Source organism: Burkholderia sp. (assembly GCF_018375725.1).
Lineage (GTDB): Bacteria > Pseudomonadota > Gammaproteobacteria > Burkholderiales > Burkholderiaceae > Burkholderia.
This window is the reverse complement of sequence record NZ_JAHACR010000064.1, coordinates 1-17,097: the sequence shown is the minus strand read 5'-3', so window position 1 is coordinate 17,097 and position 17,097 is coordinate 1. Positions and strand designations below refer to the sequence as shown.

Annotated in this window: 12 protein-coding genes and 2 pseudogenes; 2 read left to right on the top strand and 12 right to left on the bottom strand. The window is 61.7% G+C overall.

The features are described from left to right. Positions 1-612: pseudogene (locus KH616_RS10480) on the top strand (alkene reductase); the annotation flags it as partial. Between the two features lie 137 nt (positions 613-749). Here the strand turns inward: KH616_RS10480 and KH616_RS10475 are convergent. The 10 genes from KH616_RS10475 to KH616_RS10430 all read right to left on the bottom strand — a co-directional run bounded on the left by KH616_RS10475 (position 750) and on the right by KH616_RS10430 (position 13,605). Further along, positions 750-1,667 carry a fimbrial protein gene (locus KH616_RS10475; RefSeq protein WP_292243855.1) on the bottom strand — a complete coding sequence of 306 codons (918 nt, stop codon included), beginning with the start codon at positions 1,665-1,667 and terminating at the stop codon, positions 750-752. Positions 1,668-1,913: 246 nt separating this feature from the next. After that, positions 1,914-4,553 (bottom strand): fimbria/pilus outer membrane usher protein, encoded by a 2,640-nt coding sequence (locus tag KH616_RS10470; protein ID WP_292243853.1) that lies wholly within the window; start codon positions 4,551-4,553, stop codon positions 1,914-1,916. 77 nt (positions 4,554-4,630) lie between these two features. After that, positions 4,631-5,371 carry a fimbria/pilus periplasmic chaperone gene (locus KH616_RS10465; RefSeq protein ID WP_292243852.1) on the bottom strand — a complete coding sequence of 247 codons (741 nt, stop codon included), beginning with the start codon at positions 5,369-5,371 and terminating at the stop codon, positions 4,631-4,633. A 113-nt stretch (positions 5,372-5,484) separates the two neighbouring features. Continuing rightward, positions 5,485-6,072, bottom strand: coding sequence for a fimbrial protein (locus tag KH616_RS10460; protein WP_292243850.1), 588 nt, complete (start codon positions 6,070-6,072; stop codon positions 5,485-5,487). A gap of 1,074 nt (positions 6,073-7,146) precedes the next feature. After that, positions 7,147-8,583: a serine hydrolase gene (locus KH616_RS10455; protein WP_292243849.1), complete on the bottom strand. Its 1,437-nt coding sequence runs from the start codon at positions 8,581-8,583 to the stop codon at positions 7,147-7,149. Between the two features lie 129 nt (positions 8,584-8,712). Then, on the bottom strand, positions 8,713-9,831 hold the full coding sequence (locus tag KH616_RS10450; protein ID WP_292243848.1) for a porin: 1,119 nt from the start codon (positions 9,829-9,831) through the stop codon (positions 8,713-8,715). 194 nt (positions 9,832-10,025) lie between these two features. Beyond that, complete coding sequence (locus tag KH616_RS10445; protein WP_292243847.1) at positions 10,026-10,784, bottom strand: class II aldolase/adducin family protein; 759 nt, start codon at positions 10,782-10,784, stop codon at positions 10,026-10,028. Next, positions 10,781-12,175, bottom strand: coding sequence for an MFS transporter (locus KH616_RS10440; protein WP_292243845.1), 1,395 nt, complete (start codon positions 12,173-12,175; stop codon positions 10,781-10,783). The genes KH616_RS10445 and KH616_RS10440 overlap by 4 nt, the downstream gene beginning before the upstream one ends. 92 nt (positions 12,176-12,267) lie before the next feature. Further along, positions 12,268-13,056, bottom strand: a complete 789-nt coding sequence (locus KH616_RS10435; RefSeq protein ID WP_292243844.1) for an SDR family oxidoreductase — start codon at positions 13,054-13,056, stop codon at positions 12,268-12,270. Positions 13,057-13,134: 78 nt separating this feature from the next. Further along, entirely contained in the window at positions 13,135-13,605 is a 471-nt protein-coding gene (locus KH616_RS10430) for a 2,4'-dihydroxyacetophenone dioxygenase family protein (RefSeq protein WP_292243842.1), read from the bottom strand. Between the two features lie 292 nt (positions 13,606-13,897). On the opposite strand from KH616_RS10430, the gene KH616_RS10425 reads away from it, so the two are divergent. After that, positions 13,898-14,944 (top strand): AraC family transcriptional regulator, encoded by a 1,047-nt coding sequence (locus KH616_RS10425; RefSeq protein WP_292243840.1) that lies wholly within the window; start codon positions 13,898-13,900, stop codon positions 14,942-14,944. 139 nt (positions 14,945-15,083) lie between these two features. Here the strand turns inward: KH616_RS10425 and KH616_RS10420 are convergent, their stop codons facing one another. Both KH616_RS10420 and KH616_RS10415 read right to left on the bottom strand, forming a co-directional pair. Beyond that, complete coding sequence (locus KH616_RS10420; RefSeq protein ID WP_292243839.1) at positions 15,084-16,607, bottom strand: M81 family metallopeptidase; 1,524 nt, start codon at positions 16,605-16,607, stop codon at positions 15,084-15,086. 68 nt (positions 16,608-16,675) lie between these two features. Next, positions 16,676-17,097, bottom strand: a pseudogene (locus KH616_RS10415) (MFS transporter); the annotation flags it as partial.

The window sequence follows — 17,097 nt, the reverse complement described above, 5'->3', positions numbered from 1 at the left end:
CTCGCCGCCATCGCGGCGGCGGGTTTCGACGGCGTCGAACTGCACGGCGCAAACGGCTATCTGGTCAACCAGTTCATCGATTCGAACGCGAATGCGCGCACGGACGAATACGGCGGCTCGCTGGAGAACCGGTTGCGCTTCCTGTCCGAAGTCGCTCAGGCGCTGATCGAAGGCACCGGCGACCCGTCGCGCGTCGGCATTCGCCTCGCGCCGCTGACGACACTGAACGGCTGCGTCGACGCCGACCCCGAGACCACGTATCTCGCCGCGGCAAAGCTGCTCGGCGAGCTTGGCGTCGGCTACATCCATATCGCGGAAGCGGACTGGGACGATGCCCCGCTGATGCCGGTCGAGTTCAAGTGGAAGCTCCGCAAGGCATTTCCGGGCCTGCTCATCTATGCGGGCAAGTACACCGCCGAGCGTGCGCGCGAAGCCATTGCCGACGGCTGGGCGGATCTGATCGCTTTCGGGCGGCCGTTCGTCGCGAATCCGGATCTGCCCGAACGTTTGCGCATCGGTGCGCCGCTTGCGGAGCATGATCGCAACACGCTGTTCGGCGGCGGTGCGCGGGGGCTCACGGATTACCCGGCGTATCAGACGGTGAACAGCTGAGCGTCGCGCGAATTTCCCTGGTTGACCGGGCATCCGCCGACGCGTTGTGAGCGCGTCTCGGGAAGCGACGTCTCGACACGTCGCGCCGTGAATCGACCGGGGATCGTCATGCGGACGTCCCCGGTCAAATCACCCGTCTATTGATAATCCAGGAGCACGACCATCATGGCTTTAACCGGGCCCGCCCGAATCGATGTCTCCGTCCTGGCATAAGCGGCCACCATCGGAATCGTGTAGCTGCCACCCGTGCTCCTGTCGTATTCGACGAGCGACTGCGATATTTCGAACTGGGCAGGCATTCCGGAATGCTCGGTTAATTTGACGCCGATGCCCGTAGCCGTCGAATCGGGGGCCAGCTTCAATGTACCGGGCACAGTGGCGGCGACGCCATGGACAGGAAAGAGCCCGAACCCGACACGATTGAATCCTGCCGGGCACTCGTTAAACCTCAATACAAACGGCGTCGCGCCTATCGTCGAACCCACACCGCCGAATTGCCCCAGGCTGACGTCCGGCAATTTGATTTCCGCGCCCGGCACCTTGCACGCGCCCGCAATCGCACGGACACTGCCGGCAAGATAGATCGATGAGCTGTCTCCGAACAGGCCATCCTTGTAGTTCAAAATGAAGTACATATTAAATGAGCCGCTCGCAAATTTTCCGCTCGCGATGGCGTTATTGTTTTTCACCAACTGGACTTCCCCGACGTTGGAAAAGCTTCCATTGAAGCGATCACTGTCCACGATTCGCCCATCGAGCCTCAGGATCACCGACACGCCCGGAACGTTGGTCTCAAGCGATGCGCCATTTACCCCCGAAGCCCAGATGTTTCCCTTGTTATATCTGATGGCCCCGGTTATTTCACATTGAATCTTTCCGCACAAATCGTTCGGAGTAAACGTATAACGAGAAAAAACCGTACCGGTAGTCACGCCTGCCGGAACCGTCATCTCCGAATGACCGAAAGCATAAATAGACGCCGCGCCGGCATACGACGAATATAAACCTGTCGCCAAAAGCATGACGAGCGACACAAGCGCATTTTTCATTTTCATAGCCCCCCAATCTTATTGACAACCCAATCGATGCGGTGGAACGGCTGTCTAACCGTCAATTCGATATCGAGAACCGACCGTTGCCGGCACATACCCGCTCCCCCAAACACATGACTCGGCGTCGATCGGGCCACACATCCACCTGCGTGCAGTTGCGACTGCCGGTGCGCCCGCAAACGCCGTGATGCCGACGCGGCCCTTGTGGCCGCGCATCGTGGCGCGCCGCATATGGCGCACCGGCAAACCTCATACGTCCGGCGCGACGCCGCGGCCAGAGACATTCGGCGCAAAGCCGGCGTCCGACGCCGCGACGCACGGCCGGTCGAGACGCTGGAGCGGCGATTTCGCCGAACGCTCGCACACCGGCAACGAATACGACAGCTTGCAGACCGACGGCGCGTCGACGGCCGCCCACCGCACGTTGAGCTCGCCGTGATCCGCCAGGCCACGAGCAAAAATCTTCCCGCCCTGCCCGACCACGCCGACGTTCTTGCCCTTCGCATCGGTGACAGTGGCACCGAACGGCACTGGCGCCCCGTCCGTCTGACGTGCGCGGATCACGGCCGAACGGCCGTACACGGTCTTGAAGACAAGCATCGGCACGGCACCCGCCAATGGTGCGACGCGCTGGCTGGTTTCCTGCAACTCGACGTCCGTCGACAAACCCTTCGGGTCGATGCCGATGTCGTTGACCGCGAACGGCGACAGATACGGGACGACCGCATAACCGTTCCGATCGACGCGCACACCGGTCGCACTGGTAATCCGCGCACCGGCCGCATGCGGCGCCTTGACGATCGCGAACGTTTCGCTCAACGGCTGCGACAGCGTGATGCCGCCACGATGCGCGACGAGCGCACCACGCAGGCCGACCGAATACTGCTGGTAATCGGCGCTCGCGCCCACGCTGCCGCTCAGCTCCGCCCACGCGCCGCGATACGTGACGTTCGCGCCGCCGCTCGTCTGCGCGGTGCGCACGCCCGTGCGGTGCATCACGTTCACGCCGTATCCGAGGTTGCTGTCCGTCCCCACCGCGCCGGACAGGCTGGTCTGCCATTGCGCCGACCCGCGCGAGTCGTGACTGAAGTTCGTCGACAACGTCGCGGGCCTCGCACGGCCGAGCGGAATCGACAGTCCGACGTAGACCAGCGTGCTCGCTCCCGCGAACGCGTTGCGCTGACGCGTGGCCGACACGCTGTACGAGACGTTGCGGAACGCGTTGTTGTAGCCGACCGTGTAATCGACATCGGATCCGCTGCGGTTCCAGTACGTCGCCGCCGACGCGGTTCCGCTCACGCTGCCCCACTTGTCGCCGAGTTGCTGGCTCAGCGTCAGCGATGCCCGGTTGCGCTGGCGGTAAAGGCTTGTCGAGCCGGTGCGGCCCTTCGCCTGGTCACGAGCCCGCATCGCATCGGTGAGACCGAAGAAACCGTTCGTCGAATAGCGGTACGCAGCGATCGCGACGTTCGTGCCGGTTGCGGCGACGGTCTTCGCGTAACTGATCCGCACACTCTGGCCCGCATGGCGCCGCTCATGCGGAATCCGCGTCGTCGCATGCGTGATGTCCGCGCCGATCGCCCCCCACGACGTATTCAGCACGCCGCCGAGCATCGCGGAGAGATAGCCTTCCGCGACCGTCACGCCACCGTAACCCGTCAGCGTATTCGTGAAACCGCGCTGCCACGTCGCCTGCGCGAAGAGCGGCGACGTGTGGTTCAGGTTGCGGACCGTGCCAGCCGTGAAGCTGTAACGGTTCTGCCCCGGGCGCAGCGACAGCGGGATCGCCGCGAACGGCACCGAGAATGTGTGAACGGAGCCGTCCGCCTCGGTCACGGCCACGTGCAGATCGCCGCCATACCCGGTCGGATACAGATCGTCGATGATGAACGCGCCCGGTGCGACGGTCGTCTCATACAGTTTCACGCCGTTCTGCGTAATCGTGACCTTCGCGTTCGAGTTCGCGATGCCCCGCACTGTCGGCGCGTAGCCACGCTGCGATTCCGGCAGCATGCGGTCGTCGGTCGAGAGCCGCACGCCGCGAAACGATGTCGAGTCGAACAGGTCGCCGGACGTGTACGTGTCGCCCACGACGAGTTGCGACGACCACGCGGCGATGTCGCGCTGCAGGTACGTTGCGACGTTCTCGTAGCGCCGTCGGCCGCGGTCGTCCCAACTGAGCGAACCGTTGTGTCGAAAATGCCAGCGCTGCACGTTGAAGCCGCCGTCCAGCCCGACGTAGCCCTGGGTCGTGCCGCGCGTCCCGCTCGCTTGCGCGTGGTACGCGTTGACGTTGTAGCCGAGCATCGCAACGGGTACGCCGGCCGTCCACTGGTCCGGACTCACGTAACCGCGCGCGTGACGCCGCATCGCAATCTGCGGAATGCTCAGGTCGAGCCGCTGATTGCCGAAATCGAAACTCGCCGAGGCTTCCGGGATCGCCTGACCGATGCGCATGCACGCATCGTCCTCTTCGAGCGTCGCGCGAATATCCTGCGGCAGGCGCGAACGGTCGACGCCGATCCGGTCCAGCAACGCGCGGTCGAAACAGGGCTGCGCGTCCGGCGTGTTCGGCGCGGCCTTGAACTGCACGTCGGTCCGTCCGACCCAGCGCCCGTCCACATAGATATCCGGCTTGTAGACGCCCGCGCGCACAACATTGCCGCGCGTATAGTGCGACACATCGATCGCACCGCCGTTGTTCAGGAAGCCGCTTTCGAACTCGACTTGCGCAAAATCCGTCTGCGCGGTCTGGAACCGCTCGGAATCGTCCTTGTCCGCCCAAGCCTCGGCCTGCCACCCCGCGATAATCGTGAGAAGCAGTGCGCAGATCGGCTTCAGGCGCGGTCGATAGCCGAGCCCCATATCTGCAACTCGCTTCTCCATCATTCGCCTGTTCCTCGTCGTTATGTCGATTGGGTTGTATTGATCAAGCGGGCCGATGACTGTGACGCCGGCAGCCAAGGTCATCTCGCGACATCCATCTGATGGGCATGGCTGGCGCCCCAGTCATCCATGCTGCTGTAGACAACCTTGCCGCTGGCGACATCCGCGCCGAGCGCGCCCTTGATCGGAAACCGGGCCTTTTCGCCCGGCCGCACGAATCCCACGCCCGCATCGAACGTCTTGCCATCCACGACGAGCGCGATGCCGGACAGGTTGACGACGTAAGGCGTCGGGTTGGTCGCCTCCAGCACGGCGCGCTGCCCGGAATCGGCGGCGATGCGCCACGTCAGTTGCGTGGGCGCGCTCGACGCATCGCCGGACAGGCCGTCCGGCCGATACATCAGTTTCACGCGCGTGCGAAACGCAAGCTGCAGCCGATTGACGTCCTGGTCGTCTGTCGCCTTCGGCGGCACGTCGAGCACGTTCAGCCAGAACAGCGATTCCTTGTCGGCCGGCAATGACTCGCCCGTATGAATGATCCGCAGCGTCTGCCCGCGACCGGGCTCGATGCGGAAAATCGACGGCGTGATCACGAACGGCACATCGATATCGTCCGGCGACGCTTGCTGGTCGCCCTTGTCGATCCAGGACTGAACAAGCGCCGGCAGCTTTCCGTCATTGGTCATCTGGATCGTGACTTCCTTCTCGCTCGCGACGAATACGACGCGCGTGCCCGATAACGTCACGCTCGCGTGCGCGAGCGGACTAAGCAGCGCGAACATCAGGAACGCAAGCATGCGGCGCGGAATATGAACCTTCATTTTTTGCCTCCCTGTTTCAAGGCGAACTCGATTGCGGTCACGTCCTTCCCAAAAAGCGATGCGATGACCAACCGTCTTTCGACGGTCGGTCTTTCAATTAACGCGTCGCGTCATCAGGGATAGATCAGCGAGTAGGTGACGAACGAATTTGCGGAACCGCCGGTGACGGCGCCGGTCGCGACGTACTGAGCGGCAAACTGCAGCGTTGCGGTGCCGGTGCCGCCTTCCGCGGTGTCGATGTCGGCAATCTGCGCACCCTGCGCAAAACCTTCGGCGCCGATCTTGATCGGCTCGTACTTGTCGTTCAGGATGCCGATCTCCACGTTGCCCGCCGCATCCGCGCCGGCCAGCTTGAGACGCCCTGTCTCGAGGTTGACGTTCGGCCCCGGTTCGAACGCCACCGACACCTTCTTCACCGGCGCCGGAATGACGGTTTTGCCGTCCTCATCCTTCTTGTCGGTCGTGCAGCCGGACAGCGTCAGCTTGAACGGCGTACGGCCGGCCGTTGCGCCTGCCGCCGTCAGCTGGTTGGTCGAGGCCTTCGGCAGCGCAACGGTCAGGTCGTTCGTGCCGCCGTTGATCTTGCAGGTCGACGCAATCACGGACCCCGTAAAGCTGATCGTGCCATCCGACGCATGTGCGGCATTCATCGTCGCAAATGCGAGACCGGCGACCGACATCAGCAGTGTGTATTTTTTCATTTCAGTTTCGCCTTCCGATAATTACCCAAATTGAACCGGCGATTTCGATTCGCCGGAAAAACACGGCGCCTTCATCGCCGCCGCATCAAAGACACCAACAATTCACATACCCGCCCCTCCCCACCGCAATATGCAGCATTACAGCCCCCATCAAATCAAATAAAACGTGTCACGCAAATCACACAACTGAAATAATTTTCACCGACAGATTCTAGTGATTTCCAAAAGTCAGATATATGAGACAAATGCCCGAACTTTAAAAAATCCTTAAGACTCGTCTTATATTCATAACTTTTTACACTCACCCTAAGCATTTTCGAAAACAGCAAGAAACGAATCCGGCCACAGCTCGATGTGTGATTACCAATAGGCGAAAAATCGTTCCGTCGAACTGGCGGGCAAAAAATGAGACGCACGAACAGATGCCGTCGCGCAAATTCGGGCAACCAGATAAGTGGAGTTGCCGGAACCGCCGCCCGGTCATGCCGGGAAATAAATCGAAACGAGGGAGAAGAGAACTGGCAGGGCGTACTCAGCAGCGCGCAACGCGACTGCGGAGGCGATCAGGAGCGACGGGGCGCACGCCAAACTGGCACCGCGGTTCGATCTTCGGCCCAACTGAGTCAGAGCGTGGAAGCGGCAGTTTCAGGAGCGTGCGGCGGACGTATTCGATGTGGTATGGGGATCGCGCGAGGCAAGCACGTGTGGACGCTGCACGCGACAAGAATTTCGATAGCGGCGCCCTTCGCGGCACACCTGAGGCCAGTCGCGAAGAAGTTAGCCGACAGGAATCGTCATTGCTCAATCGCTTCCCAGGCGCACTTCACCGCACCCGTCTTTTCGATGGCTGGTTGCATTCGGCGCCAGGGCGGCGCAGGAGATCGTGCTGCTCGTTCTCTACGGATCGGGTGTCACCGGCAAGCGGCATGCACCCATGCAGCCGACCGGCGCGCGGATCCTACGCCGGCGTCCGTATAAATTTGCATACATTCGCTCTGAACGGCAACTCGACCCATACCGCATTGTCCAAACCCGCCACCGCCATCATCTGCTCTCGCTTCGTGGATGAATGTGTTAGCGAGCCGCATAGACACGCCGAAAAACAATATCGGAGACTTTGGGCTCAAAAGGCGCGGCGATGCGATCGATCACTCCGTCCTGATTGCAGTAGAAAGTCAGTGGCAAGCCGTCCGGATTCAGATCGAGTATTTTGGTCGGAACTGTGAAAACATGATCATCGCGATGATTGAGACGCCCGGCCATGCCTCTCCATGACCACATCAGCGCACTATCCTCACGGGTAATCGAGATGCACCCATACGCCACATTCTCGTAATCGCCCACATAACGATCCATTGCATGCGCAGGCACCGTATTCAAATGGCGTGGTTTTTGATGAGATTCCGTATCCGGCCTTTCTGGCACGAAATTCTGCTGGCGCTTCGCACTGAAATGTGCAAGCCAATCAGTGGCCGGATGATCGCATAATTGATCAAAAATTGAATAAATCAAAACTTCCCGTGCATGCGACGGCTCCAAATTGGTCAGAACAGCAACGCCGATCTTCCGCTCGGGAATCATGGCCATTATTGTTCCCCAGCCAAGCCACGACCCCGTGTGCGCCCATACATGCTCCCCGCGGTAGCGCCCCAACAGCAAACCGAGTCCATAGTGCGGATCTTCGATTTCACTGAGCATCGGCTCTCCGACATGCACTCTCGGAATCGACATCTGGTTGATGACACCCGGCGATAAAATCGATCGACCGTCGCATCTTCCGTCACTCATCAGAAATTTCATCCATTTCGCCATATCCGAAACGGAAGCATTCAGGCCGCCGGCCGGAAGTGCGCGCATAGGCGCCCAATTCGCACGTCGCGCCTCACGACCGTCAATGACATGAGGGCAAGCGTGATCTGGCGCGCACGCAAGAGACGCTATCGAAAAGCCGAAATCGGTGAATCCGAGCGGCTCAAGCAGCCGATCGGCAAGAAACGACTCCCATTTCATGCCCGCAATACGCTCAGCGATATGACCCGCCACCAGATATCCAAGATTTTGGTACTGATAAGCAGCCCGCAAATTGCAATTGGGTTCCAGATGGCGTAAAGCAGAAATAATTTGACTCGTGGAAAGATCGCCCGGCGCATGAATCCAGTCGTGCCGAGGCAGGCCAGTGCGATGACAAAGCAAATCCAGAACGGTCACGCTTCCGGTCGATGCATCGTCATGCAATCGAAACTCCGGCAAATATTCGCGAACCGGCCTGTCCCAATCGAGTAGGCCATCATCGACCAATACACCGAGACCAGCGGCAGTAAATGACTTGGTGATCGAGCATAGAAGAAACTGCGTATCGATCGACACCGGCATATGGGTTTCCATGTCGCAGAAACCATAGCCCTTCATTTCAATTATTTGATGATCCTCGATCACCGAAAGCGCCAGTCCCGGCACATTCCATTCGGCCATCGATGCATTTACGAGATCATCGAAATCATATTTCTTCAAGTCCGTCACCGATGAAAAATTCCGCATTTACCCGTGGAAAGCCAACGCCCGGGTCCGTACCACATGGCTGCGTCTCCCACATGACGGACCCGGTCGTCCTCGGCATCCCGCAGCGGGACTGAATCCGGATCAGAATTTATGCGTGATGCCGACGCCAGCAAGCACCTGCGATGTGCTCGGCGAGCTGACCGCCACACCCGTCCAGCTGGCGGTCGAACTCCCGTTGTTCTTGATCCATCCCGCGCGGGCATAAATGCTCGTTCGCTTGGACAAGTAATGGTCGACGCCGATCTGCGCGCCAATCGCGTTGTCGTGTGCGCCCCGGACATTACGCTCCACGACGGCGATCTCGATTGAGTCAAGTGGCGTCGCCATGATCGTCGCGCCCACTTCCGCGACGCTGTACGAGTGTGCGCTGCCAAGTCGGGCGGTCAGCGAACCGGGCGATGCGTCATCCGGCCTGTTGTACGTGTAGTTCGCCTGCAAATTGACGATCCCCCAGCGATACGCAAGCGCCGCGCCGAAGTACTGCGCCGAAGGCATGTCCAGCTGCGCCGGCAGCCCTGGGAAGGACAGCCTTCCCGAGCGTTGATTGCCATAGCCGACGCCCGCGTACAAACCGTTTCCGGAGTAAGTGAGCACAACGCCGAATTCATTGCCGCTCGTCTGCGGAAGCGGTTGCGTCACGGTCGACGCGAACGCATACATCGCGCGCAGTCGCCAGCCGCCGAAAACCGGCGACTGATAGAGGACCGAATTGGATGTGCGGCCGGTGTCGTATTGCGTGGCGAGCGTCCTGCGATCGATCGCGGAGGCAAAAGCGGAAAGTGGCGATGTCGCGTCGTTCAATCCGAACGGGTCGGTCGGATAGGCGAGGTAGAAACCGGGGCCGTACTGACGCCCGAACGTGAGTGAACCGTACCGCTCGTGCTGCAGGCCGACCCACGACTGGCGAACGAACATCGCGGTGGAGTCGAGATACAGCGAACCGTTGTTCAGATTGAAGCCGTTCTCGAGCACGAACTTGGCCTGCAAGCCGCCGCCGAGATCCTCGGTACCCGTCATCCCGAATCTCGACATCGACGCACCCGAGCTTTTCTCCGAAAACGAATGTACGCCGCCGTTCCCGAGATACTGGAAATACATATCCGCGACGCCATACAACGTCACGCGCGAATCGTCGGCCACAGCCGCGTTCGACGCGAGCGTCAGCGCGATACCGCAGTTGCACAGTATGGATAAACGCATGCCTGTCTCCTTCCATTGTCGTTGTCTGTATCGATCTAGTTCTCACCAGATGTCCCCTCAAGGCGTGCCCATTCAGAGCACGCCTGACCGCCGGACGATTGCTCGCCCTCTCACAGTCGATCGATCCCGCCCAGCCGGGTTGAATAGGTTTCCGACTCTCCGTTCGGTTTCCAAACCATGCGGCCTCGCAGCGCTCAGTCCGCGTAACCCGGATTGCGACGATCGAGACGGCGCAGCAAGCCCGGCCACACGAGCTTTTCCGGCCCGGAGCCGCGTGTCGTGATCCTCGATTGCCGGGAAATCCCGTCGAGAATGGCTTGCGGGATCGTGACGAGCGCACCGCCGCCGGCCTGCGCGCGCACCTGGATCGCGCAGGCGGCTTCGGCGAAATACATCGCGACGAACGCGGCGGCCACGCTGGCGCCGACCGTGAGCAAACCGTGGTTGCGCAACATCAGCGCGCTTTTGTCGCCGAGGTCGCGCACCAGCCGGGGTTTTTCTTCCGGCTCGACGGCAATGCCTTCATAGTCGTGGTACCCGAGCGATCTCAGCACCAGCAGCGACTGCTGCGAAAGCGGCAACAGTCCGTCGGCCTGCGCGGACACCGCGACACCATTCAGCGAATGCGTGTGCATCACGCACACGACGTCTTCCCGTGCCGCATGCACCGCGCTGTGGATCGTGAAGCCCGCCGGATTGATGTCGTACGGCGACGGCGCGAGCTTGTTGCCGTCGAGATCGATCTTGACGAGCGACGACGCCGTGATTTCGTCGAACATCATCCCGTATGGATTGATCAGAAACGTGTGGGTGCCCGGAATCCGCGCCGAGATATGCGTAAACACCAAATCGTCCCATCCGAACAGCGCGGTCAGACGGTAAGCAGCGGCGAGATCGACGCGCGCCTGCCACTCTTCAGTCGTGACGCCGTGCCTGGTTTCGGAATCGTTCATCTTGCCTCCTCATGGCTTGAAGTGACGGCGGCATCGAGCGGACGATGCCGTTGCTGCGCGCAGGCTCCGTCGTCGGCCGCCGCCAACGCACGCCGCATGCCCAGCGTGACGATGACCGCCGCGCTCAACAGCAAGACGGCTATCGCGTCGATCGCCGGAACCAGGCTTCCTGTTTGCGTCTTGATCAGACCGACGAGCGCCGGGCTTCCGCCGGCAAGACACCCCAGCGAATTGACGAACGCGATGCCCGCTGCCACCCGGCCTTTGGGGAAGTAGCGTGTCACCATCACCCAGAAAATCGGCGTTGAAGACACCAGCGCCGAGCCGCCGAATGTGAGCGCGACGAGCGCCCACGGCAGGCTGTGAGGAATCGACCGAGCCAGCATGAAATATCCGGCGGCAGCCACGACGGACGCGAACGCCCAGTGCAGCCGCTGCTCGTTGCGAAGGTCCGAATGCCTGCCATAGAGAATCATCACGGCGATCCCGATCAGGCTCGGAATCACCGTATACAGCCCGATCGTGCGCGGGTCGCCGACGCCGAGTTCGCGGATCAGCGTCGGCACCCAAAACGCAAGAAAATGACCGGCACATCCGTTGACGAAGATGCCGAAGGCCAGCAAATAGACGCGTGGGTCGCGCAGCACGTGCACCAGCGAACCGCGCTCGCGCACACCGCCGACGTCCGCAAGTTCACGCCGGATCAGCGCCTTCTCGTCGGCATCGAGCCATTTCGCCTGATCGGGCCGATCAGGCAACAGCACGAATACGAGAGCGGCAATCAGCATCGTGGGCACCCCTTCGACCACGAACATCCATTGCCATCCTTCCAGCCCGCCCACGTCGTGCAAAGACTTCAGGACCACGCCGGAAACCGGACCGGTAACGATCCCGGATGCGACGCTCGCGGTCAGGAGCAGTGCCAGGACGCTCGCCCGGCGATTGGACGGAAACCAGGACGTGAGATAAAACACGATGCCCGGAAAAAATCCGGCTTCGAACACGCCGAGCAGGAAGCGCATCACGTAAAACTCGGCCGGCGTCCGGACAAACATCATCGCGGCGGACGTCGCGCCCCACAGCAGCATGATCCGGAAAATCGTCGCGCGTGCGCCGATCCGCTGCAGCAGCAGGTTGCTGGGTACCTCGAACAGCGCATACCCGACGAAGAACATCGTCGCGCCGATGCCGTACGCCGCGTCGCTGAATCCGAGGGACGTCTTCATCTGGAGTTGCGCGAACCCCACGTTCGAACGATCGATGTAGCTGAACAGATAGCAAACGAACAGAAACGGGACGAGGCGTCTCGTCACCTTCGAAAACAGCTTGTCGATCTGTCGTTGCAACTCGGACGCCACCGCATCGGTATATTTTTCGGCACTGGAAGACATGAGACTCCTCGAGACAGTCTGCGAACAGCCATTCCATCAGGGGATACGCGTCACGCCGAATCAGCCGGCGGACGCGCGATCCCCGCTTCCGTTCACGCCGGACACAGGCCGCCGTCGACGACCAGCTCCGATGCCGTCACGAAACGGCTCTCGTCCGACGCGAGATAGAGCACGGCATAGGCCACGTCGTCCGGCTCGCCCAGCCGCCCCATCGGGATGTTGCGCGTCAGCGCCCGCGTCGCCGCTTCGTCGCCGAGTTGCTGGAAGACCTGCGCGACGATGCCGGTGCGCACGTAGGCCGGATGGACCGAATTGCAGCGCACGTCGATGCGGTTGCGCGTGCAATCGATCGCGATCGATTTCGTCAGCATCGCCACCGCGGCTTTCGACGTGTTGTATGCGATCAGATCCGGGTCGACCCGGAACGCGGCAACCGACGAGATGTTGATGATCGACGCCGGCTGCGCATCGCTCAGGTAAGGCAGCGCGTGCTTGCACCCGAGCATGATGCTTTCGACGTTGATGTCCATCACGCGCCGCCATTCTTTCTGCTCGATCGACGCGAGTCCGCCGCGCGAGCCCACGCCTGCGTTGTTCACGAGCACGGACACGCCGCCCATCGCGTGAGCGGCCTCGCCGAGCAGCGCTTGCCAGCAGGCTTCGTCGCGTACGTCCTGAACGGCGGTCCATGCGACCCGCTCGCCGTGCGCGCTATTGATCTCATCCGCGAGCCGCGCCAGCGCCGATGCGTCGCCGTTGTCGGTCAGGAACACCCTGGCACCCTGCTCGGCCATGCGGCGTGCGATCGCACTGCCGAGCCCGCCGGCAGCACCGGTGATAAACGCGCGTTTTCCTGCAAGACGAAGAAGATTCGATTTCATGTCAATCGGTTCGATTAAGGATCTGCAAGACAGGCGTCCCGGGTGGAATGCTTACGGGACGATTCGCTGTGAACGCGCTCACTCGCCGAACGCGGTGATGTCCTTCGGCTCGATGCCGTGCTTCTCGCAATGGGACAGATAGCGCTGCAGCGCGGATTTCCAGTTGTCGCTCGAGATGATCCGATCTTCGTCGTCGAGATAGACGAGTTCGCCCTGCACGATGTTGAGCGCGATGATGTCGTCGCCGGGCAACGCCACCGGCGTATGGCTCGACGCGGCCGTTTCGAACACGAGACTGCCCGGGCCGGCCACCCAGTCGTGCTCGAGGTATTTCCAGCGGCCCTGCAGCGTGTAGACGATCACCGTTCCCGTGTGGTGATGCTTCGGCAGCTGACCTTGTGCCGGCGACTTCATCAGCACGATCATTTCGCCACGCGTCGGATCGAGCTTGAAATACTTCAGCATCACGCCCGGCAGTTTCTCCGACATCGGCACCCAAGGAATCGATGCATCGTCGATGCATTCGGTCGCTACGTCTTGATAGAACATCCTGTCTTCTCCATTGATGGCACGGCGCCGCGTCCCGGCTCGAGCCTGGTCCGCGCGCCGCGCACCCTGTCTGATCGGCATGCAACCGGCGAGCGCGTCGAATCGGGATAGTCATGCTCGATGCGGGCGGCGATTCGCATTGCCGGATGCGTGTCGTTTTCCGGGCCTGGTGTTTCAGGCATCCGGTCGACATATGATGGACAACCCGAGTTGTCGTGCCGTTATCGAAATGGGACACTTCGTTGTCCGATCGGGACAGCGCCGTCGGGGCGCGAGCATCAGGAGACAGGCAGTGCGCAATACTTCTTTTCGCTTGCCGGGCCATTACTACACCGGCCTCGCACAAATCGTCGCCGAACATGTGCCGGACCTTCGCGAATTCACCACGACCACGGGACTCGACATCCGTGCGCTCGACGACCCCGACAGCACCATTACGCTTACGCAACTCGACTGTCTGATCGAAACGGCCAGCGCCGCAAGCGGATGCATGCACCTCGGTCTGAAGGTCGGGCAGCGGGCCCGGCTCACCGGGCATGGCCTGCTCGGTTATGCGCTGCTCAGCAGCAGCACGCTGGAGGAGCTGGTGCGTCTGGCCGCGCGCTACTACCACTTGATCGTGCCGGTCGTCGCGATGCGCTATGTGCGACTTGGCGCCTTTGCGGAAATCACGTTCACGCCGACCGTCGCGATGAAAAACCAGACACTCCGGTACTTCGTCGAAGCACTGGCGGTCGCGTTCCAGGTTCAGCTCGACGGCATTCTGGGTCCGGGCAATGACGATTTCGAGATCCATTTGTCGACGGACGAGCCCGCGGATGTTCGTCGATACCTGGGTAGCCGATTCACGCGCTACCGTTTCGGCAAGCGCAGCACGCCCGGCGTGACCGTGGTGCTCGCCGCTTCGCTGCTCGACACGCCGCTGCCGATGGCCAACCGGCGCGCGAAGCAGGTCGCCGAAGCGCGATGCGAAGCGCGCGCCCGCACCCCGGTCGACGCGGACAACGTGGTTGAATTGATCGAAATGATGTTGACCGAGAGCAGGAACTTCCAGTTGACGAGACAGGAGGTCGCGACGGCCATGAACGTGACCGTGCGTACGCTGAATCGTTATCTCGGCAGACGAAACGAAACGTTCAGGGGCGTGTGCCAGCGGACGCGGTTCACGTACGCGTGCAGGTTGCTCGACGAACGCAGGCTGACGGTCACCCAGATTGCGGCAAAGACCGGATTCAGCGACGTCGCCAATTTCAGCCGGGGATTTCGCGAATATGTCGGCGTATGCCCGACGCGCTATACGGCAACGTCCGCGGAGCCGCTGCGGATTGATCCGGCCTGATGCCCGATGCGTCGCCGCAGCGGAAGCGGCGCCTGCGAAAGCATGCGGTCGGCGGGTTCGATGCCGGCGTGATGCCGTCGGGCAAGCTGCTGGCATGCACACCAGACCCGGCGCACATGCCGATCACGCGGCGTCGATCTCAGGCACACGCCATGCCCGTGGCGAACTGAAGATCGTCCGCCATCGGCCAGAGTCTGTGCGCGAGGCGGTGACGGGGAAACGACGTGACTTGCGTTGTACTCAGTCCTTCCGCGTCCACGGAAATAATGTCGGCCGCGAGCGAATCAAAGCCGGCTCGGAAATGATTCGCACTCTTGAGCGCGACCACGTTCATCCGGGTGACATCGATCCCGTGAAGCAGGAATGGCTCCGGATCGAAAACCTGTTGCGCAGATGACGCCACGATCACGTCCACGCCCTTGATCTCGAGCCGGCACATCTTGCCGAGATCGAATTGCATGCCCTCGAGCATCGAGCCCGGCCGGTTTACGAATCGTCCGTCGGTAATGGCTTTCACATAGGCGTCCGCTTCGACCGGCGCGCCCTGGAATCGCCCCAGCTTGCCGCCGAGCGATACACGTATCGTCGATCCCACGCCCGCCCGCACGGCCTGCTCGACCACGGCCCGGTCGTTGATGGACGCGAAGCAGCACGTGTTCGCGGGCGGATTGGCCTCCAGCAACGCACGCAGCAAATGAGTCGCGTCGCCCGGCGTGCCGCCGCCCGGATTGTCCGAACGTTCGTTGACCACCACCGGGCCGGCCGATTCCGCCAGCGCCCGAGCAACGCCTTCTGCCGGCGAGACGATACTCGGAACAAACGCGTCGCGGTGATCCCAGATCCATGTCGCGACTTCGTCCGCGCAGCGCTGTGCCAGCGCCTCATCGCCATGGGTCGTGCAGACGACGACCGGACAAGGCCACGCGATATCCGCATAGGGGAAACCGTGAAACCACGCGCAGTCGATCACCCCGTCCTGCCTGGCAAGCTCGGCACACAATGCATTGACCTGTGCCGCGACGGTGCCGCTTTGGGTGCCGACCAGATACGAGAGCATCGGCAGCCGACGCATGCGGACAACCGGCCGCAGTTCGCCGCGAATCATGCGCAGCAGCAGCTCGACCGCTTCGGCGCCACGCGCGCGCAGGTCGGTATGCGGATACAGCCTGCACGGCAATGTCAGATCGCACGCTTCCCGCATCTCGTCGGTCATGTTGCCGTGAAGATCATAGACCGCCGCGATGGGCATCGCAGGGCCGACGAGCGCGCGAACCGCACGCAGGAGATCGCCCTCCAGATCGTCCACGCCCTCGACCACGCCCGCGCCGTGCAGCGCCAGCAAGACGCCATCGACCGGCAGCGCGTCGCGAATCCCGTCGAGTATGCTCTGCTTCATTTGCGCATACGCGCCGGCTTCGATCGTCGACGAAGGCGTCGCGCCGGCCAGATAGGTATGGACGAGACTCGCGCCGCTGCCGGACGCGCCTTCGATGAATCCGCCGACCGCATCGTTCGAGTTTCGGGAAACACGCTCGATTTCGTCGCCGCGGTACTGCCGGAATGCCGCGAGCGGCGTCGGCCCCGTGTACTCCGTCGCGTAGGTATTGGTCTCATGAAACAGGCCTGCCACTGCGAGGCGCGTGGGATGCGGATGTGTAGCCATTTGATATGTCCTTGGTGAAACGCGCCGGAACCGCTCGATTGCGTATCCTTGCGACTCGATCGCGGCGCCTATGCCTGATCCGCGGTACCGGCGGCCAGCGGCGACGATGCGTCGTCCTGCCGTGACGCCGGGCGCCGGAGAAGCCATCCCAGGCATCCTCCGATGATCAGCAGCACGACCATCACGGCCATGCCGGCCTTTGTACCGCCCGTCAGTTTCGTGGATAAACCGATGATGTTTGGACTGACGAATCCGCTCGCGAGTGCGAGGGTGTTGATCAGGCCAATTCCCCCCGCCGCCGAGTCGCCCTTCAGATATTCGGATGGCATGGCCCAGAACACCGTGTACGCCGCGTACATCATCGAAACGGCGACGGTCATGAACAGCAGCGTCGGCACCAGTTGTCCATCGAAGACGGTCGCGCCCGCGAGTCCCATTGCGGAAATCAGCGCCGATATTTTCACATGGCGGCTACGGTCGCCGTACCGGT

What these genes read in the sequence shown, in the direction of transcription:
- KH616_RS10475 (WP_292243855.1), bottom strand. Translation starts at nt 1,667, where the DNA reads ATGAAAATGAAAAATGCGCTTGTGTCGCTCGTCATGCTTTTGGCGACA.
- KH616_RS10450 (WP_292243848.1), bottom strand. Translation starts at nt 9,831, where the DNA reads ATGCGTTTATCCATACTGTGCAACTGCGGTATCGCGCTGACGCTCGCG.
- KH616_RS10420 (WP_292243839.1), bottom strand. Translation starts at nt 16,607, where the DNA reads ATGGCTACACATCCGCATCCCACGCGCCTCGCAGTGGCAGGCCTGTTT.
- KH616_RS10445 (WP_292243847.1), bottom strand. Translation starts at nt 10,784, where the DNA reads ATGAACGATTCCGAAACCAGGCACGGCGTCACGACTGAAGAGTGGCAG.
- KH616_RS10460 (WP_292243850.1), bottom strand. Translation starts at nt 6,072, where the DNA reads ATGAAAAAATACACACTGCTGATGTCGGTCGCCGGTCTCGCATTTGCG.
- KH616_RS10470 (WP_292243853.1), bottom strand. Translation starts at nt 4,553, where the DNA reads ATGATGGAGAAGCGAGTTGCAGATATGGGGCTCGGCTATCGACCGCGC.
- KH616_RS10465 (WP_292243852.1), bottom strand. Translation starts at nt 5,371, where the DNA reads ATGAAGGTTCATATTCCGCGCCGCATGCTTGCGTTCCTGATGTTCGCG.
- KH616_RS10430 (WP_292243842.1), bottom strand. Translation starts at nt 13,605, where the DNA reads ATGTTCTATCAAGACGTAGCGACCGAATGCATCGACGATGCATCGATT.
- KH616_RS10440 (WP_292243845.1), bottom strand. Translation starts at nt 12,175, where the DNA reads ATGTCTTCCAGTGCCGAAAAATATACCGATGCGGTGGCGTCCGAGTTG.
- KH616_RS10435 (WP_292243844.1), bottom strand. Translation starts at nt 13,056, where the DNA reads ATGAAATCGAATCTTCTTCGTCTTGCAGGAAAACGCGCGTTTATCACC.